Consider the following 22,359-nt stretch of genomic DNA (forward strand, 5'->3'; position numbering starts at 1 on the left):
CGAATGTGTTCCGGGTCTCTGAATTTCATAAGATCGTATGCGCGATTTCTTGAGAAAGCATCTGTTTGATGTTATTCGTTTCATCGAGAACAGCCACCTTCGGCTCGTGGACGAGGATTTCTTCATTCGTCAATTGTGCATATGCCATGATGATGACTTCGTCTCCAACTTGGAAATGGCGAGCTGCCGCACCATTTAAACAAATGACACCGGAGCCACGTTCACCCTTGATCGCATATGTTTCGATTCGGGCACCGTTTTGATTGTTCGTCACTTGAACTTTTTCATTTTCAAAGATTCCGACCGCATCAAGCAAATCTTCATCAATCGTGATGGAACCGACGTAATGGAGGTTCGCCTCCGTCACTCGAGCTTTGTGTAGTTTAGCGTGCATGAATGTCCGTAACATAAATCATGCTCCTCTCGTATAAAGTAAATTATCAATCAAGCGCGCTGATTCAAACTGAACCGCGACGGCTAATAAAATCGTTTTCGTTTCTGATGTAACCGGTCCGAGCGTCGGATAGTCGACCGCTTCGACATAATCAAGCGCCGTTCCTTCAAGACGCAAGGCATCTTTCGTCCGTTCGACGACTTCCTCGACGGCTGTGCCTGCTTCAAGTAACGCGTTTGCTTGCTGTAGAGCTTGTTGCAAACGCGGTGCTTGACTGCGTTCTTGCTCAGACAGATAGACATTTCGTGAGGACTTTGCGAGACCGTCCGCTCCCCGGATAATCGGACACCGTTTAATCTCGACCGGAACGAAATAATCTGCGACATACCCTTCAATCAAGGCTAACTGCTGAGCATCTTTCAGTCCGAAATAGGCACGTGTCGGGTGGACGATGTTCAATAATTTACTGACGACCGTCAAGACGCCATCGAAATGTCCTGGTCGTGATGCACCACAAAGGACGTCGTCGCCCGTTCTGACCGTCACGCGCGCCATATCGAGCGGATACATTGTCTCATTCGTCGGATAAAATACATAATCGACGCCTGCCGCACGCGCCAGTTGTTGATCGCGTTGTTCGTCACGTGGATACCGTTCTAAATCTTCGTTTGGTCCGAACTGCGTCGGATTGACAAAAATACTCAACACGACAATCTCATTTTCACGTCGTGCTTGTTCGAGTAACGAACCATGACCTTCATGCAAAAACCCCATTGTCGGTACAAAACCAATCGAGTCATAGGCTGCTAATTCTTGCCGTAGTTCGTCGATGTCTTGAATGACTTTCATTCTTTACCGCCTCCATAAAGCGAATCGATCAATTGTTCATCCATCGTGAACGTATGTTCAATAGATGGGAATACACCTTGTTTTACTTCTTCGACGTAGCTAGCAATCGCTGCTGTCCCTGACGTATTCCAGTCCGTATACGCTTTAACAAACTTCGGTAGACGTCCGACACCATATGTCAGGATGTCATGGTAGACGAGGACTTGTCCATCGACATCAACGCCGGCACCAATCCCGATGACAGGAATCTGAAGTAATTCGCTGACTCGTTTCGCAAGTTGGTGCGGGACACATTCCAGGACGAGCATCTTCGCACCGGCTTGTTCCGCTGCTAAACTGTCTGCAATCAACTGTTCCGCTGCTGCAAGCGATTTTCCTTGTACTTTAAAACCTTCGAGTACGCCAACTGATTGGGGTGTCAATCCAAGATGTGCGACACAAGGCATCCCTGCGTCCGTCAAGCGACGAATCGTCGTCAAGATGTCCCCAGCACCTTCAAGTTTTAAGGCATCGGCCTGACTTTCTTGAAAAATACGTGCCGCAGCATCAAGCGTCCGGTCGAACGAACCGTGGTAACTTGCGAATGGCATGTCAACGACCATGAATGTCTTCGGTGCCCCACGGCGGACCGCCCGTGCATGATGAATCATGTCCTCAACCGTCACGGCAATCGTCGAATCATATCCTAAAATTACGTTTCCAAGTGAATCACCGACGAGTAAGAGATCGACGGCTCCTGCTTCTGCTAATTTCGCTGACGGATAATCATACGCCGTCAACATAACGAGTTTTTCTCCCGTTGCTTGTTTTTTTAGTAAAGGTGTCATTGTGTGCATGTGTGTTCTCTCCTTCGTTAGTGTAGAGAGGACAAAAGGAAACGCCTTCCTTCCTAAAAATACCCATAGGAAAGAAGGCGTGAATAAGTGCAACATCGTCCTTCTGTCCCTGTCCGAAATAGGATCAAGGCAGGTCGTACTAGCGATAAAAAAAGTTTTCTACCGGTATGACTCCTAACGGCTATCATCCTTCGCTTTATTATACATGATTCAAATTGGCAACTGCAAACGTCGGGATTTTAGTTTTCTGTCCAGTAGACGAGTTCCGCCGAATGGAATGCTTCCATTCCTTGGTCCGTTTCGACCATCAGCGTTCCATCGGCGCGAATTCCGCGCAAATAACCAGACAAGGTTTGTTGACGCGAGCGTAGTGTAACGGGTTGATTGAGCTTATCCGCAAGATGTTCCCACCCTTCGACAAAAGAGCCGAATCCATCGACCAACCATCGTTCGTACATCTGCTCAAACTGATTTAAGAAGGATGCAACGATTTCTGCCCGCCGAAACGTTCGATTGGTCGCGAGTTTAAGGGACGTCGCCCGATCAGCGATTGCCGTACTGAAGACGTCATGGTGGACATTGATTCCAATTCCAATGATGACCGAACTGATCCGGTTTGCTTCCGTCTGCATTTCCGTCAAAATCCCTGCGACCTTTCGACCATCAATCAATAAATCATTCGGCCATTTGATTGTCACTGGCACGTCGAACTCACGTAAAGATGTCGCTAGGGCAATGCCAGACACGAGTGTTAATTGTCCTGCTTGATCGAGCGGGACGTCTGGTCTTACTATCAAACTCATCGCAATGCCGTTTCCTTTCGTCTCGTGCCAAACACGACCGAGCTGTCCGCGCCCACTCGTCTGGTAGTCACAGACGACGAGTTTCCCTTCTTTGACCTGCTGTTGTGCTAAATCATGCGCAATCCGTTGCGTCGTCTCCGTCTCCTCGACATGAAAAATATCGCGTCCGAAAAATTTCGTCTGTAAGTACTGTTCGATTGCAAGTGCCGTTAAATGATCACCACGATCGATGAGGTGGTACCCGTTTTTTTTATTCGATTCAATCGCGTACCCTGCTTCTTTTAAAGACGCAATTTGTTTCCAAATAGCGGTACGTGAAATATTTAACTGGTCAGCTAAATCTTGACCTGAAATCCAATCCGTCTGCATCAATCGTTGCAAAATTACGTCTCGTGTTGATTTTTCCATTTGCTCACTTCCTCTAACAGAATCGAACGTTGATTTTCAAGGTGTCCGTTTACGACATGCTGTTCCAAATAGTGGAGTGCTTCTTTGATTTCTTGTTTTTTCAGCCCGGCAGCAATCATGTCGCGTCCGCTGACTTGTAAATCTTTTAACGAACGGATCGCTAAAGTTGTCCGGTCTGCGTGACTCCGACCTGTCATTTGATTTAAGACGAGCAGTTCCTCGTCCGTCAATGTATACCGTTGCCAGTCCGTTAGTTGCTCCAGTCGAACAAGCGCTACGAGTCGTTTTGCCCGTTGCTCCTGTTTTTTCGAACGTTTAAAGACACGTAACCGTTCTTGCGGAAACCCGGCGTCGAGCAGCAGCGTCCACACATTTTCTGTCGAGACACCCTGTAATGATGATTGTGCTAATCGTCCCATCACTTCTGAAGTGACGTGTGGAAGATAGGTCGCGAGTCCTGTGCGTAACATCGCTTGTAACGCTGCAGCACGCCCCGGTCCAAGGAGTAGTTTTTCGAACTCAATCGCGACACGTTCGATTGCGACGTGTTGAATCGTCTCCGCTTGCTTCGCGATGGCCCGCTCCGTCAAACCGTCTAACGAGAACTCGAGCTGACTCATGAAGCGAAAGGCACGAATCATCCGTAAGGCATCTTCTTCGAAGCGCTCTTCTGGCCGGCCGACCGTTCGAATGATTTTGCTCGCAAGGTCGGCTTGTCCGCCAAAGAGATCGACGAGCCCGGTTGGTTTTAACGCCATCGCGTTGATCGTAAAATCACGTCGTATCAAATCTTCTTCCAGCGAGACGCCAAGCGTCACGTGGTCTGGTCTACGGCGGTCGCTATAGGTTGACTCGGAACGAAACGTCGTCACTTCGAACGGTACGTGTTCTAAGACGATCGTCACCGTCCCATGCTCGAGTCCGGTCGGGATGACGACCGGAAACAACGGGATGACCTCGTCCGGTAAGAGTGACGTCGCTAAATCATAATCGCCAGGCACGCGTCCGAGTAACGTGTCGCGAACAGCTCCACCGACGACATACGCTTCGCCACCTGCACGTTCGATTGTTTCAATGATCGTATTCGCCAGCTCAGACATTTTCATATCGTGCACACACCCGTTCATAGACCTGTTCATACTTCCGGACGATTTCATTTGAATCGAACCGTTGCCGTGTATCGCGAATTCCGGCATCCGCCATCTGTTCGCGTAACTCGGGTGTATCGGCTAACTGGCCGATTCGTTCCGCCGCTGCCTTGACATCATACGTCGGAACGATGAATCCGGTTTGTCCGTCTTGGATCACTTCTGGTAAGCCACCGGCATTCGAGACGACACTCGGAACTCCGACCGCCATCGCTTCAAGGACGACGAGTCCGAACGCCTCTTTTTCCGACAACAATAAATGGATGTCACTGATTGCGAGCAACTGGGCGACATGTTCTTGTTTTCCGGCGAAGATGATTTTTTCATAGACCCCGAGTTCTTTTGCCCGGCGGCGCGTCTGCCCCATCTCCGGACCATCTCCGACGAGTAATAACCGCATGTCACGATTATTTGCAGCAATTGCAAACGCGACGAGCGTATCATCGATGCGTTTGACGGGGCGGAAGTTCGAAATATGTATGACGACGACTTCTCCCGGCTCAATCCCATAATGTCGTTTTAGACGTTCGTCGCGCATCGGATAATACACACTCTCATCAATCGAGTTCGCAATGACGTCAATATCGTACTCGGCATGCAACGTCATGTTCGTCTCAAGAGCAAGACTTTCCGAGACGGCGGTCACAGCATCCGAACTTTCGATTCCGTAACGGATGGCTGGCTGCATCTCTAAGTCTTGACCGATGACCGTGATGTCCGTTCCATGTAAAGTCGTCACGACAGCGACGCCTTTCTTCTTCGCCATATTGCGTCCGAGCTCTGCACAGACGGCATGCGGGACGGCGTAGTGGGCATGGATGATATCGAGATCGAACACATCGATGACTTCTGCGACTTTCGAAGCCAATGTAATATCATAAGGCGGATATTTAAATACAGAATATTGGTTGACTTCTACGAGGTGAACCGTGATATTCGGACGATATTCCGTCAGGCGAAACGGCATGCTTGATGTAATGAAGTGGACATCATGCCCACGATCCGCAAGTTTCATCCCGAGTTCCGTCGCGACGACACCACTTCCGCCTACGGACGGGTAACAAAGGATTCCAATCGACTTTTTCATATAAGATCACTCTCTCTTTAATTAGGTTAAGCTTGTCTTCTCGATTCAATTGTAAACAAAACGCCTCTTAAAAACTACATCGACCACTTTTCAAGGAGATTTCCGTAGAAAAGCTAGTCTTTTTCAACGTCTACCGTTACCCTAGAGAAAGAGTCTTGTTAGAGAGGAGCAACCTGATATGGCACCCCCATTTCAATTTCCGATTCGCTTCCGAAATATTTTTTGGATTTTAATCGGATCATTTATCTTTGCGTTCGGCATTTATCATTTTAATGTTCAAAATGAGTTAGCTGAGGGTGGATTCACGGGAATCACCCTTATTTTAAAGGGCTTGTTCGGTTTATCCCCGTCGATTACGAACCTCGTCTTAAACGTCCCGTTATTTTTCGTCAGCTATAAAATGCTCGGGCGGACGACGTTCATCTATACCTTGATCGGCACGTTCAGCTTTTCTCTTTGGTACGGCTTAATCGCCAAATATTCACCGCTTGAAATCATGTTGAAAGATGATATGGTGCTCGCTTCGTTGTTCGCCGGTGTCTTCATCGGTGTCGGCCTCGGCATCATCTTCAACAACGGCGGGACGACGGGCGGGGTCGATATCATCGCCCGACTGACGAAGCGGTATTTCGGATGGTCGATCGGTCGGACGTTCATGATTTTTGATTTTTTCGTCATCGTCGCTTCATTGACATATCTCGACTACAAACAGGCGATGTATACGTTGCTTGCCGTCTACGTCGGGGCCCGTGTCATCGACTGGATGCAGGAAGGAACGTATGCTGGTAAAGCCGCGATGATCATCAGTGATCACCGGACGGAGATCGCCGACGGGATTCACGCGACGATGAACCGCGGAACGACGCGGTTACTCGCGAAAGGTGGATTCTCCGGTCGCGACCTTGAAGTCTTGTATGTCGTCGTCGCCCGCAATGAAATCACCCGGTTGAAGACGCTCGTCAAAACAGTTGACCAACATGCTTTCATCACACTCCATGATGTGTATGAAGTAACCGGCGAAGGATTTACGTTCGACGAAAATCGTGTTCCGATCAAGGAAACGTAAAAACAAAAATAAACACCCGTATGATTCGATTCTGAAGAAGAAGATCGAACCAGCCGGGTGTTTATTTTTTATTAATTTGTACGCGTTACTCTTGAATTACTCGTCAGACGGTGCAAAGACCATCAAAGCGAGGCGGAGGAATTCGGCGACAGCGACGAGTGTCGCAGCGACGTAAGTCCAGGCGGCGGCGTTCAAGACACGGCGTGAGCCACGCTCTTCTTCCGCATCGATGATCCCGTGTTCCGTTAACTGAGCCATCGCCCGTTTCGACGCATCGAACTCAACCGGCAACGTCACGAGCTGGAAGACGACGGCACCGAGCATCAAGATGACACCAAGCATCGCAAGACCAGTCATCCCAGCGAAGAAACCAACGAGTAATAACGGGAATGACAGATTCGACGTAATTGACGCAACCGGTGCAATCCGGTGACGGACACGCATCATGTTATAGTCCGTCGCATCTTGGATGACGTGCCCGATTTCGTGCGCTGCAATCGAAACGGCAGAAACCGTTGAACCATGATACACATCTTCCGAAAGACGAACGACTTTATTCGTCGGATCGTAATGATCGGACATCGTTCCGCCGATTGCTTCGAGACGGACATCCGTAATCCCATTCTGTTTCATGATGAAGTCAGCGACTTGAGCGCCTGTCACCCCACTATGAATCGGAACTTCTTGGTATTTTTTATACGTTTTTCGGACTCGCATTTGTGCCCAGATGGGAACAATGATGATGATGGCGAGGTAAATCAGATAGTTAGCCATGTAACATCTGTCCTTTCCTAAAAGATTATACCCTTATTTTACGTTCAAGCGACCTTATTGTCAATCGAATCGCGTGCGACAAAGAAATATCCCATCAAAATACATAATCCCGTCAACCAGAACGAACCATAGCCAATCCACTGGATATGCTCCGCGAGCGCCGGATAGCGTGGCCACTGACCGAGCACATAGTCGACGACATCGTTATGGATGACCCAAATCGAGACAAGGACAAGTTCCTTGACGCGAAACGTCATGAATGGAACGTAAAGCAGTGCCTGGAATGCCATCGCGCCGTGCGAGACCATCAACATCAGTGCCATTGCCGTCAAATAACTGTTACCTGTCCCGAGTTCTTGAAGCATCAAGGCATTCATGACGACGGCCCAGACACCGTATTTAATCAACGTGACGAACGCGAGCGCTTCAAACAGTCGGGAACGACGATTGAAGATCCATAAAAACACGATGATCGTAAAAAATAGCGACGCCGTCGGACTGTCCGGGATGAACGGATAATAGTACCATTTCGCCGTCTCGAGTTGCGGTTGATACCAATAATAGCCGTATAACGTTCCCGCTAGATTGATTAATCCGAGCGGCCAAAGGAGGGCTTTATGTTTTAAAATCTGCAAAAACGGCACATTCATTCACCTCATGATAGACAAAAGCCGGAGGAATCATTCCCCCGGCTCTTCTCTTATTTATTGTTCTCTCCGCCTTCACCGTAAGAAGCGATGAATTTAGCGAGTTCTTTACGATCTGCATCTGAACCTTTGTACTGTCCAGCAGGCATCGCACCGACACCTTTATCTGCGATTTCATAAATTTCATCTTCTGTCTTTTGTGTCCCGACGAGGGCAGGAGCGGCTGCTCCACCTTCGAGGTTCTTACCATGACAGTTGACACATGACTGGTTCGAGTAAATTTCATACCCTTTTGCCGTCGTATCGATTTCAGGACCTTCGTTCATCGTCAACTCACCTTGTTTATGGATCGTATCCCAGTGCGTTGTTTGAACAGATTCCCAAGTCAAGAAAATGATTGAGACGATTCCGAGTAACATCATGCTGACTGCGACTGGACGTTTTGCCGGGCGACGTTCAATCCCTTGGTCGAGCCACGGTGCTACGAGTAACGCCGTAAAAGCAAGACCTGGAAGAATGACAGTTCCCATCAAAATGTACGGACCGGCAGCAAATTGATATTTCAAGAGCTGATAGAGGAATAGGAAGTACCAGTCCGGAAGTGGAATGTACGACGTATTCGTCGGGTCAGCTATGTTTTGTAGTGGTGCTGCTTCAACGATTGTCAGCGTCATGAAGCCGATCAAGAAGACCGCTCCTACCATCCATTCGCGAAGTAAGAAGTTTGGCCAGAACGCTTCCGTCCGACCTGGATACTCAGAATAGTCTTTCGACTTATTCGGCATCCGGTTATTGATCGACACCCGTGAATCGGTGACGAATTTCATTCCTTTACCACGATGCATCGTGTTCTCCCCCTTTTAGGTTGCCTAAGTTGATTGTCGGTTTAAAGTGGTCCAGAGATCCCTTGTTTACGGATCATCATGAAGTGGGCCCCGAGCAAGACGAACAATGCCGCAGGAAGGAAGAAGACGTGAATCGCAAAGAATCGAGCAATCGTACTTGCACCGACGATTTCTCCACCCGCGAGGAGCGTCTTCGCGATGCCACCGATGACCGGTATGCTTTCCGCGATTTGAATCGTAACTTTCGTCGCGAACAATGCTTTCATGTCCCAAGGCAACAAGTATCCTGTTAGACCAAGTGCTAAGACAACGAAGAACAAGAGGACACCGACGACCCAGTTCAATTCACGTGGCTTTTTGTATGATCCTGTGAAGAAGACGCGTAATGTATGTAAGAACAACATTACGATGACGACTGATGCGCCCCAGTGGTGCATACCACGAACGATTTGACCGTGTGCGACTTCGTTTTGAAGATAGTACACTGACGCATGGGCATTGATGATATCTGGTACGTAATACATCGTCAAGAACATCCCTGAAAGAATCTGGATGACGATTGTAAAGAACGTCAACCCGCCAAAACAATAAACGAATGCTGAAAAGTTATGGGCAGGGTTTACGTGTTCTGGAACTTCATGATCGGCGATATCTCGCCAAAGCGGAGTGATATCAACCCGCTCATCAATCCAATCATAGATTTTTTGCATCATCGCTTACGCACCTCTTTCGACTGGTTTACCTAAGTAGAGGAAACCATCTTTCTCTTGCATTTCATATTCATCAAGCGGCTTCGTCGGAGGCGTTCCTGGTACGTTGACGCCATCTTTCGTGTACCGTCCGAAATGACATGGGCAATAGAATTGCTCTGGGTGCGTCGGATCTGCTCCGAAACTGACTTGGCATCCTAAATGCTTACAGATCGGTGATAGTGCGAGAATTTCGCCCTTATCATTTTTGAAGACCCATGCTGATAATGTTTCTTCGAAATCATACCAAGCATCCTGTGTTTGCTTCTTGAAGTCGACCCGTTTTGGTTCTGTTGTGATGTCCGACAACTTCATTACTTTTACTTTATCGCCTGATCCTGATTTCTTCAGGACCGGATCAACTGCGAAGTTGACCATCGGCATGACCATCGTCGCTGCCATAAAGCCACCGACTCCAGTCAGTGTATACGTCAAGAATTGACGACGTGTTACGTTAGACCCGTTTTGAGCCATATCGATCCCCCCTTGTGATGTACGCCGTGCCCCAAGACCACTGTACTTCACACAAATTTCTCACATGGTAATAGTATCTTAATAAAATCATCGCGTCAACCGCTTCATAGCGCGGTCCAACGGTTTCCTAACTGTTCGAGAACTTGTCCTACAAAATTCCCGACCATCTGACCTTGCTGGTCGCGACTCATCGTCTCGAGCGATAATCGTGGAACATAGACGATGTCGTCGACCGCTGTGTCTTTCCAGCGTAAATCTGCCGTAATGAACGTGACAAAACGGAATTGCTCGGCAGATGCCGCTTCCCGCCAACCGTTCAATTGATCGAGTGACGGTATACCGACATACGTCATTGCTGGAAGGAGCATCGCCCGACCGGACAGTTGCCGTTCGACTTCTGACGCAACCGTCAGTGTCATGTCAGCACATTCCGCAAAAGCATGCATCGATTCATCAAATCCGATCGGTATCAATGGGACGACCAACGTATCGATATACGCTTGTTCGTTTCTCGTCCTTTGAACATCGGATGGTTTGAAACGCAAATCATTTCCCCCTTTCCTGTTCACTTACATTTCGTCACATTTAATGTATCATATCCGCTTTTATTACTGCTCGCTTAATGTGAACGTTTTATGAAATTCCATTCTATTTTTCTTCATATTTAGGTTTTTTTCAAACTCAAATAAAATCATCCTCTTCTTTATCCGAAGAGGATGACTGCAGACAAACGCGTATGAAGATTGAAAAGTGTATTTTAGTTATTGGAGTTGGCTCCGAATCGTCCGCAATTCTTCCGAGAGTGATTGAAAACGACTCCGATCGCGTGCATCAAGTGCTTCATCAATCAAACGAATCAATCGCTCTTCCTCTTGCCGATTGACCGTCGCCGCGATGAAATTCATCGCTTCGTCCGCTAATCGTGGTTCAACAGTGACCTCCGGTCGAAACGGGTTCTCTTCAAGTAGAGACAAGTATTCATCATCCATCATCATCCCTTGAAAATTTAACTCGATATAAATCGGTTCGTCCGTTAATCGGATGTCGTGATATGCCTTTTCCGGGTCAGTCGTTTTAACCTCACCTTTTTTAAAGAGAAACGGTTCAGCGTCAAACCCGTATGTCGTCATGATGATTGCTTTTGGCGCGAACATCGCATTTTGAACAAAATGAACTTGATCCAGTTTCGCATCATTACGAAGCCAATAATCAAGGATCCATTTGGATTCCCGACGCTTCAACGTGTAATAGGTCAAGATGCGGCGCAAGAAACGCTGTTTTCTCTCTGTCATCTCAATCCTACTCCCTTCTCCAATCGAATCAACTATCCATCCGTTCGACATAATCGACGAGATCAGCATCTTCTGGAGCGAACATCGCTGCTCGACGCAACAATGCTTGTCCCTCTTCGCGTCGTCCTTCTTCAACCAATGCGAAACCATATTCTTTCAAGAAGAGGGCATCATCCGCGAATGCAGATTCAACTTGAGCATACTGCTTCATCGCATTCGTATAATCTTCCAGCGCATAGAGTGATCGAGCACGGTACCACGTCAAGATTGGTGCCGTGACGTGTTCTTCGATTGCTGAAATCGTTTCAATCGTCGCCTCATGGTCCTCATCTTCAGCGAGGAGCGCAAGTAAACGTTCCGCAGCGAGCAAGGATTCCGGGTTAAGGGCAAGAGCTTCACGTAAGGCGTTGACACTCCCTTGGCGGTCTCCTAGCTTCAAGAGGAATAAAGCTTCCATCGTCCGGAGCTCATCATTATAATCGTCTCGCTCCATCCCTTGCTTAATGACATTCAACGCTTCCTTCGTCAAGCCGAGTTCTGCTTGACTCTCGGCGTAAGGCACGTAAGCCGACGTATAATCTGGATCTTGGGCAATCAGTTGTTGGAACGTTTCGACCGCTTTTTGGTGTAGTCCGACGCGGTGGGCGGTCATCGCAAGTCCAAACAGCGTATGCAAGTCAGACCGTTCCGCGACTGCACGTTCATATAAGGGAATCGCTTCTTCGAATTCACCGATCATTGCGAGCGACTCGGCGTACAGGGCATCCAGTGGCAATTCTTCTCTTAATGCCGGAACAGCTGCAATTTCAGCGAACAATGGGACCGCTTGATCAAATGCTCCAAGTGTCATATAGAGTTCAGCCAGTCCGTAAGCGAGCAACGGTTCATCCGGCGCAAGTGACCGTGCCTCTTTTAATTTCGCGAGCGCGACTTCGTCGAGTCCTTGTGATTGATAGAGGTCCGCTAACAAAACTAATGTCCGAGGTCCATTTTCGCTATCCGTCTTATCGACTTGTTCAAGGACAGTGATTGCTTCTTCTTCTCTATCAAGATCGATATAACATTCGGCAAGCAATAAAGCGACGCCAGCATTCCCCGCATAATCGACGTAAAGAGGCGATAAGATATCGACTGCCCGGTCCGAGAGTCCGAGTTCGATGTAAAGATCTGCGACAGCTAAGCGATCCTCATCGGTCCCTGTCTTTTCAAGTTGTTCGAGTGAAGCTAACGCTTCCGACGTATGGCCGTGTTCTAGCCCTTCGACGATTTCTTTTAATACCTGTTCGTTCAAGGCAAACGCCTCACTTTCTAAATTCAATTCGGAACTTATCCGTTCCCGTTATCTTGCAGTTTCTTTAAATCATCATAGAACGTTGGGTAGCTGACTTCAACTACTTCATTCCCGTTCACTTGAATTTCTTCGTTCAATGTCTTAGCAATCGTCAACATCATCGCCAAACGGTGATCACCGGCACTGTCGACCTCCGCCCCTTTTAATGACGTCGGGCCTTCAATTGTCATCCCGTCTGCCGTCGCTTCAATCGACGCTCCGAGTCTTCGTAGTGACGCGACGACCGTCTCGATCCGGTCCGTTTCTTTGACGCGTAACTCCGCTGCATCCCGGATGATCGTCTTTCCTTCCGCTTGCGTCGCGAGTAAAGCGAGGAGCGGAATCTCGTCGATCAATGAAGGGATTTGTTCTCCTTCAATCGTCATCGCCTGCAGGGTAGTCGATTCTACCGTCACATCCGCGACTTCCTCCCCTGCCACTTCCTGCCGGTTCGAAATTTTGACGCTCGCACCCATTTGTCGTAATACTTGTAAAAATCCGATCCGGGTCGGGTTCATGAGTACGCGTTCCGTCGTGATGACACTGTCCTCGCCAATCGCCGCCGCCGTCCACCAAAATGCAGCCGAGGACGGATCGCCCGGTATATCGACCGTCGTCGCCGTAAGTTGAACAGGACCTTCGACACGAATATGCCGTCCGTCTTCAAAGTCATCGATCGTCACATCGACGCCGAATTGCGGCAACATCCGTTCCGTATGATCGCGTGATAAGATCGGCTCAATCACCGTTGTCTCACCTGTCGCAAATAACCCCGCTAGTAAGACCGCACTTTTCACCTGAGCACTTGCGACCGGTAAGGTATACGTCGTTCCGACGAGCGGTTGCCCCTGAATCCGTAACGGAGCGTAGTTCCCTTCGATTTTCGCACCAAGCTGACTGAGTGGAATCGTCACCCGATCCATCGGCCGTTTTTTTAACGAATCATCGCCTGTCAATTCATACGCCGCCTCGCTACCAGCTAAAATACCGCTTAGTAGTCGAATCGTCGTTCCGGAATTCCCACAATCGATTTTTGCTTCGTTTAATGCAGTCGTCCCTGTAATCTGAATCGTTTTTTCAGAACGCTCGATTTTCGCACCAAGTGCCTCAACCGCCTTCAGTGAAGCGAGACAATCCGCTCCTTCGAGTGCATTCGAAATCGTCGTCGTCCCGTTTGCAATCCCACCAAATAAAAAAGCACGGTGTGTCATTGATTTATCGCCGGGTACTCGTACCTTTCCCTTTAATCCCATTTCAAGCACCTCACAGTCATGTCATAGGCGGACAGCAATCGTCCCACCGGAATTTCCTCTAAGTTAAATTTCCCGTTTTCTGCTAAGACGAATCGAATCGACTGATTATTTTTTTTATCCCGTTTCATATAGTCGAAATAGACCTCGAACGATTGCCTTTTTGGTAGTTCGACACCTAAACGCGTCAACAATTGAGCCAGTTGATCTCCTTCTTCGACTTGTCCCTCTAACATTTTGGCAAAGACTAAACCGATTCCGACTGCCTCACCATGCGCGAGACGCTCACTCGCATACTCGACGGCATGACCAAATGTATGCCCATAATTTAAAAAGGCACGGATGCCTTGTTCTTGTTCATCTTGTTCGACGATTCGTTGTTTGACGGAAATCCCTTTCGCAATCCAGGATTCGAGTGGCAACTCTTTCATATCGGACAGTTTTAAATCCATCAGTTGATCAGCAAACGGTTCCGCTGCCAATAGACCATGTTTCAACAATTCAAAAAAACCGCTTCTCCACTCGCGGTCCGGTAATGTTTTCAGAAAAGATACATCGTAGAGAACGGCACTCGGTTGATAGAACGCCCCGACGAGGTTTTTACCGAGCGATAGGTTTAGCCCGACTTTCCCGCCGACGCTCGAGTCATGCGCGAGTAACGTCGTCGGAATTTGGATGAACGGAATGCCCCGTAGAATCGTTGCTGCAACGAAACCGGCGAGATCTCCAATCATTCCACCACCAAATGCCAGGATGACCGTACGACGGGTCACCCCTCGTTCAATGCCTTCTTGAAGCAAGTCTGCATACGTTTCGAGCGATTTACTGCTCTCACCTGGTACGACAGTACTCGTCATCCAGTTTGTTTTCGGAAAAAGAGTCGTGACGTGTTTGATCAATGTCTCTAAATGAAGTGAACTGACCGTTTGATCGGTGATAATCCAAAAGCGATCTGCTACCTGTGCTTCTTCGACTTCCGCCAGGCGTCGCAACGCACCCGGCTCGATGTGAACCGGATACGGGCGACTCGCTTTGATGCAAAGATGCGTCAAAACAGACGCACCTCCTCCTTGTAATCAGCTATCGTTTGTTTTAATCGATCCATCGTTGAACTCCCGAACATTTCGAGAATCGCGGCTGCGACTTCGAATGCGACGACAGCTTCGAGAACGACAGCTGCTGCGGGCACAGCACAAGCATCACTGCGTTCAATTTGGGCCGTGAACGGCTCTTTCGTTTCAATATCGACCGATTGCAGGGGTTGATACAATGTCGGAATCGGCTTCATCGCAACTTGAACCCGAATCGGCATTCCTGTCGACATCCCACCTTCAATTCCGCCTAGGTGATTGGTTCTGCGGGAGTAACCTGCTTCACTATGAATGATTTCATCTTGGACCGTACTACCGGGACGACGCGCCAAATCAAAACCATCACCAAATCCAACCGCTTTCATCGCATTGACACTGATGACAGCTTGGGCGATCCGACTGTCTAACTTCATGTCATTTTGCGTAAATGATCCAATCCCCGGAACAAGTCCCGTGACGACGACTTCGACTTCACCACCAAGTGTGTCGCCGTCTTTTTTAGCTTGATCGATCGCACGCATCATCTGTTCAGTCGCTGCTTCATCTGCACAACGGACTGGAGAAGCTTCAATCAACTCACGCCGCGTCGTCGGATCAACGGCTTCAGCATCAACGCCACCGATTGATCGTACATGGGAAAACAAATCGACATCGAGCTGTGCCAACAATTGTTTCGCGATTGCCCCAACTGCAACTCGGGCCGCCGTTTCTCGAGCAGAGGAACGTTCGAGGACATCACGGAGATCACGATGACCGTACTTCAAGCCACCTACAAGATCCGCATGTCCTGGGCGCGGGCGTGTCAATGTCCGCGGACGTTCAAGCGCTTCCTCGAGCGGTTCCGCCTGCATGACTTGTTTCCAGTGCGTATGGTCTTTGTTTTCAATAAACAGACTGATTGGCGCCCCCGTCGTGTAACCGTGACGAATTCCACCCCGAACATCAATCGCATCCTGTTCGATTTGCATCCGCCGTCCACGTCCATAACCACCCTGACGTCGTGTCATTTCAGATTGAATTTTTTCGAAATCGATTGTTAGTCCGGAAGGAACACCATCGATGATGACGGAAAGTCCTTTTCCGTGTGATTCTCCAGCTGTCATGTAGCGCATACGCTTCATCCCTTCACGTCGTTAAATTTTTTCATAAAAGAAGCTTTGCTTCATTTTTAGACCAAATCGTTCCGGTTGAAAGATTTGTTCCGTTCCGCCGACGAATAAAATGCCGCCCGGTTTTAACGCATCCACAAAAGAGCGATAGACGTGCGCTTTTGCTTCTTCTGTAAAGTAAATAAGTACGTTACGACAGATGATTAAATCAAATCCACTGTCATAGCGATCTCCTAACAAATTATGTTTACTGAAACGGACGAGCCGTTTAATTTCTGGAGCGACCTCATATTGTTGATCCTGTTCGATGAAATATCGTTTTTTCCTTGATTCGACGACTTCGTTTAAGGCTGAAATGCCGTATCGACCTTGCTTCGCCTTTTCAAGAACGATCTCATCTAAATCGGTCGCTTGAATCGTGAATTGGGCAGGGTCCATCATCTCATTAAGAATCATCGCGAGCGAATAGGGCTCTTCCCCCGTTGAACAAGCCGCGCTCCATGTCCGAATCCGACCATGCGCACGTGCTTGCAGCACCGGAAGAATATCTTGTTCGAGCTGTTGCCAGCGAATCGGATTTCTGAAGAATTCACTAACATTGATCGTCATCCGGTCCAAGAACTCTTCATATAAGGTCTCGCTTTTTTCCATTGCCTGCATATACGAGGCGAAGGTATCATGTCCTTTTTTATCGCGCAAAGCCGTCAAACGTCGTTTCATTTGTGCTTCTTTATATTGTCCTAAATCAATTCCTGACTTTTTTAAGAAACGTTGGATGAAAAGCTCGTAATCGTCCATAGTACACCTCACTGGTCCTCTCTATCATCGGTCATACACGTTTTATGACCCTATCTTATTCTCTATAGTAGCATAAAGCCATTTCCTTTCCAAAATACAAAAACAGACGATTGAGCAATTGCTCAATCGTCTGTTTGCCGTTCGTTTCATTATGCGTTTACCGGTTGCCCTTGAAACCAAAGTCCAAGTTCACGCTCCGCACTCTCGACGCTGTCTGAACCATGGATGACGTTCTCGCTCATCGTGTTCGCGAAATCTCCCCGAATCGTCCCAGGTAGTGCTTCTGTCGGTTTTGTTTTTCCAATCATCAAACGTGAAACAGATACGACATCCGTTCCTTCGACACGAAGTGCGACGACAGGACCAGACGTTAAGAAAGTGACCAACTCTCCAAAGAATGGCTTCTCTGCGTGCTCTGCATAATGTGCTTTCGCCAATTCTTCAGACGCTTGCATCATTTTCATTTCACGTACAACAAATCCTTTTCGTTCGATCCGGCCGATGATTTCCCCAATCAATCCGCGTTCGACACCATCAGGTTTTACCATTAAAAATGTTTGTTCCATTTTTGAGTCCCCCTATGAAATGCTTTTAGAAAAGCGCTTACATAGTAAGTTTACTCGTAAACGGATTGAGCGGCAAGAAATTTTTAACAGTTTTTTATCCTTTTCGCTTTCCAACGTAACGTGCGACTTCTTCAAGTGAACGCTTTGCAGAAGACTTCGGTAAATGCTCTAAACGACGAATCGCTCGCTTAATGTAAAGATCGACGGTCTGTTGTGTCCGTTCAAGTGCGTCAGACGCTTGCAGACGGTCAAGAAGTGGCGCGACTTCTTCGTGGGAGGGCATCTCCTGAATTTTGACGAGTTCCTTGAAAAAAGCTGGATTTTCTGAGGCGTAGAAAACTGGCAACGTCTTATGCCCATGTCGTAAATCTTCTGCGACCGGTTTACCAAGCTCGACCCGGTTCGCTGTGAAATCTAGTAAGTCATCCGCAATTTGAAAAGCAAGACCGATGTCACGCCCAAATTGCCGCAATGCTTTCGTATCCGCTTCCGAGCAGTTCGCGACGATGGCTCCTAGATGACAACTTGCCTCAATCAAGATCGCCGTTTTCCGCTCGATTCGTTTAATATATCGTTTAATCGATTGATTCCAATCGTATTGATCATAAATTTGTTCGATTTCACCCTCACAAATTTCGCGCATCGCATGGACCATGACTTGGACGAGTTCCGGTTTCCCGATTTCTCCAATCAATTTGACTGCCTCACCAAACAAATAGTTACCTGAGTATAATGCAACTTCTTCATCAAAACGTTGCATGACGGTCGGCTTTCCACGTCTCAGTTCGGCATCATCGATGACATCATCATGCACGAGTGATGCCATGTGGACCAGTTCAAGACTTGCCGCGACACGGACCAGTTCATCCCGGTCTGCTTGACCAAACTTCGAAGCGAGCAAAACAAAAGCCGGACGAATCCGTTTCCCCCCCGCTTTCAAGAGTTGTTGTCCCGCAGCATCAATCGTCGGTTCTTCGGACGCAATATGATTTGTTAAGAATCGGTCGACTAAATTCACTTCTTTCGTTACATCTCGATAAATTGAATGCAGTGACATCTCACCACTTCTTCCCGAGGTGCATTGCAGCCGCCCCACCTGCAAACGCCTTTACTTCGACCTGCATGAAGCCAGCTTGCTCAAATAATTGCTTTAATTCAACACGATCGAGGAACACTTCCGTCGATTCTTGAAGCCAGTTATATTGATCAAACGATTTTGCAAACAAACGACCGACTTGTGGCATGATTTTACCAAAGTATAACGAGTAGGCCTCACGGAAAATTGGTGCCGTCGGTTGACTCGTCTCAAGACATACGACTGTTCCACCTGGTTTTAAGACACGATGCATCTCTTTGATGACTTGGAGATAGTCCGGAACATTCCGTAGTCCAAACCCAATTGTCACGTAGTCAAAGGAATGATCACCAAAAGGTAAATCCATCGCATTGCCATGAATCAATTCGACGTTTTTCATCCCTAACGCCTCGACTTTATCGACTCCGACTTTAAGCATGTTTTCAGAGAAATCGAGTCCTTTGATGACACCGGTCGGACCAGCCGCTTTCGCGAGTTGAATTGTCCAGTCAGCCGTTCCGCAACATAAATCAAGACATTTCGCCCCCGGAAATACATCCATCCGGCGCATTGTTTCTTTTCGCCATAATTTGTGCAAGCGGAAACTGATGATGGAATTCATCTGATCATAATTTGTCGAAATTGATTGAAACACTTCATAAACTTTCTTTTCTTTTTCTTGTGTCTGCACGCAGTTCACCCTTTCAAGAATATTACGCTACTGCCATTTGTTCTAAATGTGATAATAGTAGTTGTTGCGCTTCGTGATCGAGCAACTCGGCCTGTTTCCGAATGATGCGTTGCCCTTCTCGTGTTAACCAATCTTGACCGCTGATTGCCGCCAAACCTTGAACGAGTCCAAATTCCGCCGTCAGCCAGAGTAAGACATAATCTTCTGTCGACGTATAATTTCGCTCATGGATCGAACATTTTGCTTCATTTACACGCTGTACGGTCCGTCCTAACGTCACGAGTGCCGTTTGGGGAAGCGACGCTAACTCTTCAAAAAAGTAAGTCGAAAAAAGATCTCCCGCCAATACGAGCAATTGTCTTTCTTTTGATCCTCGTTTCGTTTCACCTACTCGTTCGTGTAAGACAAGTGCAACCTTCGCAAAATGTACGCCCTTTACGAGCGCCTGCCAATCCAATGTCTCGTTTTGAGCGACATCAATCAACCAACTGATCTGTTCACGATCGATGGAAGGGAAATCCACATGTCGAGCTAGTTGAGTCGTCTGTTTGTTGTTGAGCGCAGTAATGATTTCTGTCATGAATAGCTCTCGTTGGTCCATGCTTTTACCCCCCGATCTCCAGTGCCATCTCGTTGATGGATGTTCTTCTTTTTTAATATACCATAATCATCGCTTTTTCACGCCTTTGAATACCCACAAAAAAAGCCGTTCGAGGAATTCCTCGAACGACTATGTAGCCAAATTACTTGACTGCATCTTTCAATGCTTTACCCGGTTTGAAGGCAGGCACTTTGCTTGCTGGGATTTCGATATCTTCTTTCGTACGTGGGTTGCGACCTTTACGAGCGGCACGTTCACGGACTTCGAAGTTACCAAAACCAATCAATTGGACTTTTTCTCCAGATTGGAGTGTCTCAGTGATTGATTCGAATGTTGATTCAACAACTTTAGTCACGTCTTTTTTTGTAAGACCTGATTTTTCGACAACCGCTTGAATGAGTTCAGTTTTGTTCATTACTTTCACCCCCTCCCAATCGCTTCTTCGAGGCTAATCATACCTTATAAACGTTGCTATTACAACATTTTCGTCATAATCCCTCTCAATTTTCTGATTCTTCGATCGATTCCTCAGAAAACGTAGGTTCGCCTTTTTCGTTAATTGTATAGCTTTGAGAGTATGCCGGGACAAAAGGTTGATCATCATACAGTAAATGACGAATATCTTGACCGACTTTTGGTTTTTTCTTCGCAGTTTCAACGGCTTTCTTCAATTCAGGAAGATAGTTGACATACAACTGCCCTTGACCGTCGACATAGATGTCCAGTTCCGTATCGGAATAAGGACTCGGAATCTTCGGTTCTTCCTTAATGAACAACTTTTTATAGTCGATTGTGAATTGATTTTTACCAATCGAACCTTTAAATGGATATTTTTCATTTTTCTTTCGGTACGTATCGATGCGCACCTGTAGCTTTTGGAGTTCTTCTGCAACGAGTAAATCCATCAGCTTTACAGTCGGTTTCTCTTCCACATCGACTAACAAGTAAATGAACGTTCCACCACCTTCGAAACTATTCGGTGGAGGATCACTCATATAACGAGGAATTAAGCGTCCGAGTTCAATTTGATACCGCTCCATCAAAGGCGTATCTGCGTCTCTTGTTTTGATTGGTAAGACACCGGTATCTTTTTGATACGCGTCGACAGCACCTTGAACCGTTGCGATTTGTTGCGGATAGGGTATCCGGTTCGAAGGTTTTTGACTATCCGGGAAGAGACATCCCGATAACAACATGACAGGCAGCAACATGAAAAGAACGACTAGCTTCTTCATGCGCTCGGACCTGCCATGACGATGAACACCATAATAATGGAAGCTACAATAAAACATAGGAAGGCAAGGGTCGAGAGTAGGAACTGCCAAACCCCTGTCAATTTCGTTCGACTGATCGTGACGAATAGAACGCTAATCGCAAATAACCCGATCCCGCCAAACGAAATCCACATTTTTAATAATCCAGGACTCAAGGTTTCCACCCCACTCCGTTAATCTTTCGTCGTAAACAGATGTTCAATTTCATTTTTTTGCGGGCGTTGCATCAACTTCCGTACTTCTTCTTCCGGTGTGTGACCATCGAAAAGGACATGGTAGAGTGCCGTCGTGATTGGAAGCTCGCATTGTTTCGTTTCTGCCAAATCGTAAGCAGCTTGAGTCGCACGAACTCCCTCAACGACCATCCCCATGTTTTCTAATACGGTTTCGAGTTTTTCACCACGCCCGATGGCATTCCCGGCTCGCCAGTTCCGACTATGGACTGATGTACAGGTCACGATCAAATCACCCATCCCCGTCAAACCGGTGAACGTCATCGGTTTAGCACCAAGCAATGTACCGAGACGCGCGATTTCTACCATTCCACGCGTAATCAATGCTGCTTTCGCATTATCTCCATACCCTAAACCGTCCGTCATTCCTGCAGCTAAGGCAATGATGTTCTTCAAGGCGCCACCAAGTTCTGCTCCGATGATATCCGCGTTCAAGTACACCCGGAAGTTTTCATTCATGAAGAGTTCTTGGACACGACCGGCCTCTTCTAAATCTTCAGAAGCAATCGTCACCGTCGTCGGTTTACGTAATGCAACCTCTTCTGCGTGTGACGGTCCTGTCAAAACACAGACCGCCGAACGTTTTGCGGGATCGATTTCTTCTTCAATCAACTGAGACAATCGTAAGTGCGTCTTCGGTTCAATCCCTTTCGACGCATGAATGAGGACGACGGGTTCTGTTAATCGTTCATTTAACTGGCGTGCGACGCCACGAATCGCTGACGAAGGCGTCACAATCAAAATATGCGAAGCACCTGCTAAAGCATCATCTAAATTTGTTGTTGCCCGTAAAGAAGAAGGCAATGCCACACCAGGCAGAAACTCTGTATTCTCATGATTTTCATTAATGGCATCAACATTTTTTTGATCACGGCCATAAAGAATGACGTCATGACCATTATCTGCTAAAACGAGTGAAAGCGCAGTTCCCCAGCTTCCAGCTCCAATGACTGCAATTTTTTTCATCAT

Annotated in this window: 27 protein-coding genes; 1 reads left to right on the forward strand and 26 read right to left on the reverse strand. The window is 47.5% G+C overall.

Features of this window, described 5'->3' with window-relative positions; all coding sequences use genetic code 11:
* Window positions 1-25: 25 nt before the first annotated feature.
* From panD to bshA, 6 genes are all read right to left on the reverse strand, one after another.
* The gene (gene panD / locus AC0VYQ_RS09190; protein ID WP_029330611.1) at window positions 26-409 is read right to left on the reverse strand and encodes an aspartate 1-decarboxylase; all 384 of its coding nucleotides are present in this window, start codon (window positions 407-409) and stop codon (window positions 26-28) included.
* A 3-nt stretch (window positions 410-412) separates the two neighbouring features.
* A complete protein-coding gene (gene panC, locus AC0VYQ_RS09195; RefSeq protein WP_475403463.1) occupies window positions 413-1,243 on the reverse strand; it encodes a pantoate--beta-alanine ligase in 831 nt (276 codons plus the stop codon).
* Window positions 1,240-2,079 carry a 3-methyl-2-oxobutanoate hydroxymethyltransferase gene (gene panB, locus AC0VYQ_RS09200; protein ID WP_475403464.1) on the reverse strand — a complete coding sequence of 280 codons (840 nt, stop codon included), beginning with the start codon at window positions 2,077-2,079 and terminating at the stop codon, window positions 1,240-1,242. Before panB ends, panC begins: the two co-directional genes overlap by 4 nt.
* A gap of 239 nt (window positions 2,080-2,318) precedes the next feature.
* Window positions 2,319-3,290, reverse strand: coding sequence for a biotin--[acetyl-CoA-carboxylase] ligase (locus AC0VYQ_RS09205; protein ID WP_475403465.1), 972 nt, complete (start codon window positions 3,288-3,290; stop codon window positions 2,319-2,321).
* The gene (locus tag AC0VYQ_RS09210; protein WP_475403466.1) at window positions 3,266-4,396 is read right to left on the reverse strand and encodes a CCA tRNA nucleotidyltransferase; all 1,131 of its coding nucleotides are present in this window, start codon (window positions 4,394-4,396) and stop codon (window positions 3,266-3,268) included. Before AC0VYQ_RS09210 ends, AC0VYQ_RS09205 begins: the two co-directional genes overlap by 25 nt.
* The gene (bshA, locus tag AC0VYQ_RS09215) at window positions 4,383-5,525 is read right to left on the reverse strand and encodes an N-acetyl-alpha-D-glucosaminyl L-malate synthase BshA (protein WP_088837316.1); all 1,143 of its coding nucleotides are present in this window, start codon (window positions 5,523-5,525) and stop codon (window positions 4,383-4,385) included. Before bshA ends, AC0VYQ_RS09210 begins: the two co-directional genes overlap by 14 nt.
* Window positions 5,526-5,703: 178 nt before the next feature.
* Here bshA and AC0VYQ_RS09220 point away from each other — a divergent pair, with 178 nt between their 5' ends.
* Window positions 5,704-6,591 (forward strand): YitT family protein, encoded by an 888-nt coding sequence (locus tag AC0VYQ_RS09220; RefSeq protein ID WP_029330623.1) that lies wholly within the window; start codon window positions 5,704-5,706, stop codon window positions 6,589-6,591.
* Window positions 6,592-6,687: 96 nt separating this feature from the next.
* Here AC0VYQ_RS09220 and AC0VYQ_RS09225 read toward each other — a convergent pair whose 3' ends face one another.
* The 20 genes from AC0VYQ_RS09225 to AC0VYQ_RS09320 form a co-directional block, all read right to left on the reverse strand.
* On the reverse strand, window positions 6,688-7,365 hold the full coding sequence (locus AC0VYQ_RS09225; protein WP_088837317.1) for a zinc metallopeptidase: 678 nt from the start codon (window positions 7,363-7,365) through the stop codon (window positions 6,688-6,690).
* Window positions 7,366-7,409: 44 nt separating this feature from the next.
* Complete coding sequence (locus AC0VYQ_RS09230) at window positions 7,410-8,015, reverse strand: DUF1405 domain-containing protein (RefSeq protein WP_251132445.1); 606 nt, start codon at window positions 8,013-8,015, stop codon at window positions 7,410-7,412.
* A gap of 50 nt (window positions 8,016-8,065) precedes the next feature.
* The gene (locus tag AC0VYQ_RS09235) at window positions 8,066-8,857 is read right to left on the reverse strand and encodes a menaquinol-cytochrome c reductase cytochrome b/c subunit (RefSeq protein WP_214804441.1); all 792 of its coding nucleotides are present in this window, start codon (window positions 8,855-8,857) and stop codon (window positions 8,066-8,068) included.
* A 41-nt stretch (window positions 8,858-8,898) separates the two neighbouring features.
* Window positions 8,899-9,570: a menaquinol-cytochrome c reductase cytochrome b subunit gene (gene qcrB, locus AC0VYQ_RS09240; RefSeq protein WP_012370658.1), complete on the reverse strand. Its 672-nt coding sequence runs from the start codon at window positions 9,568-9,570 to the stop codon at window positions 8,899-8,901.
* 3 nt (window positions 9,571-9,573) lie between these two features.
* Window positions 9,574-10,080 carry a ubiquinol-cytochrome c reductase iron-sulfur subunit gene (locus tag AC0VYQ_RS09245; RefSeq protein ID WP_029330633.1) on the reverse strand — a complete coding sequence of 169 codons (507 nt, stop codon included), beginning with the start codon at window positions 10,078-10,080 and terminating at the stop codon, window positions 9,574-9,576.
* A gap of 104 nt (window positions 10,081-10,184) precedes the next feature.
* Window positions 10,185-10,625 (reverse strand): DUF2487 family protein, encoded by a 441-nt coding sequence (locus AC0VYQ_RS09250; RefSeq protein WP_029330635.1) that lies wholly within the window; start codon window positions 10,623-10,625, stop codon window positions 10,185-10,187.
* A 216-nt stretch (window positions 10,626-10,841) separates the two neighbouring features.
* On the reverse strand, window positions 10,842-11,372 hold the full coding sequence (locus AC0VYQ_RS09255) for a ReoY family proteolytic degradation factor (RefSeq protein ID WP_029330637.1): 531 nt from the start codon (window positions 11,370-11,372) through the stop codon (window positions 10,842-10,844).
* 28 nt (window positions 11,373-11,400) lie between these two features.
* Entirely contained in the window at window positions 11,401-12,663 is a 1,263-nt protein-coding gene (locus AC0VYQ_RS09260) for a tetratricopeptide repeat protein (RefSeq protein WP_029330640.1), read from the reverse strand.
* Window positions 12,664-12,698: 35 nt separating this feature from the next.
* A complete protein-coding gene (gene aroA, locus AC0VYQ_RS09265) occupies window positions 12,699-13,955 on the reverse strand; it encodes a 3-phosphoshikimate 1-carboxyvinyltransferase (RefSeq protein ID WP_088837319.1) in 1,257 nt (418 codons plus the stop codon).
* Window positions 13,946-15,004 carry a 3-dehydroquinate synthase gene (gene aroB / locus AC0VYQ_RS09270; RefSeq protein WP_475403467.1) on the reverse strand — a complete coding sequence of 353 codons (1,059 nt, stop codon included), beginning with the start codon at window positions 15,002-15,004 and terminating at the stop codon, window positions 13,946-13,948. The genes aroA and aroB overlap by 10 nt, the downstream gene beginning before the upstream one ends.
* Complete coding sequence (gene aroC / locus AC0VYQ_RS09275) at window positions 15,001-16,155, reverse strand: chorismate synthase (RefSeq protein WP_088837321.1); 1,155 nt, start codon at window positions 16,153-16,155, stop codon at window positions 15,001-15,003. Before aroC ends, aroB begins: the two co-directional genes overlap by 4 nt.
* Before the next feature lie 21 nt (window positions 16,156-16,176).
* Complete coding sequence (locus AC0VYQ_RS09280) at window positions 16,177-16,950, reverse strand: CheR family methyltransferase (RefSeq protein ID WP_214765107.1); 774 nt, start codon at window positions 16,948-16,950, stop codon at window positions 16,177-16,179.
* A 149-nt stretch (window positions 16,951-17,099) separates the two neighbouring features.
* On the reverse strand, window positions 17,100-17,516 hold the full coding sequence (ndk, locus tag AC0VYQ_RS09285) for a nucleoside-diphosphate kinase (RefSeq protein WP_088837323.1): 417 nt from the start codon (window positions 17,514-17,516) through the stop codon (window positions 17,100-17,102).
* Between the two features lie 94 nt (window positions 17,517-17,610).
* On the reverse strand, window positions 17,611-18,573 hold the full coding sequence (locus AC0VYQ_RS09290) for a polyprenyl synthetase family protein (protein ID WP_088837324.1): 963 nt from the start codon (window positions 18,571-18,573) through the stop codon (window positions 17,611-17,613).
* A 1-nt stretch (window position 18,574) separates the two neighbouring features.
* The gene (locus tag AC0VYQ_RS09295; RefSeq protein WP_029330660.1) at window positions 18,575-19,282 is read right to left on the reverse strand and encodes a demethylmenaquinone methyltransferase; all 708 of its coding nucleotides are present in this window, start codon (window positions 19,280-19,282) and stop codon (window positions 18,575-18,577) included.
* A gap of 22 nt (window positions 19,283-19,304) precedes the next feature.
* On the reverse strand, window positions 19,305-19,883 hold the full coding sequence (locus AC0VYQ_RS09300) for a heptaprenyl diphosphate synthase component 1 (protein ID WP_029330662.1): 579 nt from the start codon (window positions 19,881-19,883) through the stop codon (window positions 19,305-19,307).
* A gap of 142 nt (window positions 19,884-20,025) precedes the next feature.
* Complete coding sequence (locus AC0VYQ_RS09305) at window positions 20,026-20,298, reverse strand: HU family DNA-binding protein (protein WP_012370671.1); 273 nt, start codon at window positions 20,296-20,298, stop codon at window positions 20,026-20,028.
* An 85-nt stretch (window positions 20,299-20,383) separates the two neighbouring features.
* Window positions 20,384-21,118, reverse strand: coding sequence for a hypothetical protein (locus AC0VYQ_RS09310; RefSeq protein WP_475403468.1), 735 nt, complete (start codon window positions 21,116-21,118; stop codon window positions 20,384-20,386).
* Complete coding sequence (locus AC0VYQ_RS09315) at window positions 21,115-21,312, reverse strand: DUF2768 domain-containing protein (protein ID WP_029330666.1); 198 nt, start codon at window positions 21,310-21,312, stop codon at window positions 21,115-21,117. Before AC0VYQ_RS09315 ends, AC0VYQ_RS09310 begins: the two co-directional genes overlap by 4 nt.
* A gap of 18 nt (window positions 21,313-21,330) precedes the next feature.
* Window positions 21,331-22,356, reverse strand: coding sequence for an NAD(P)H-dependent glycerol-3-phosphate dehydrogenase (locus AC0VYQ_RS09320; protein ID WP_475404752.1), 1,026 nt, complete (start codon window positions 22,354-22,356; stop codon window positions 21,331-21,333).
* Window positions 22,357-22,359 lie beyond the last annotated feature (3 nt).

The sequence above is a fragment of the Exiguobacterium sp. QJM3NY_9 genome, from assembly GCF_056173545.1.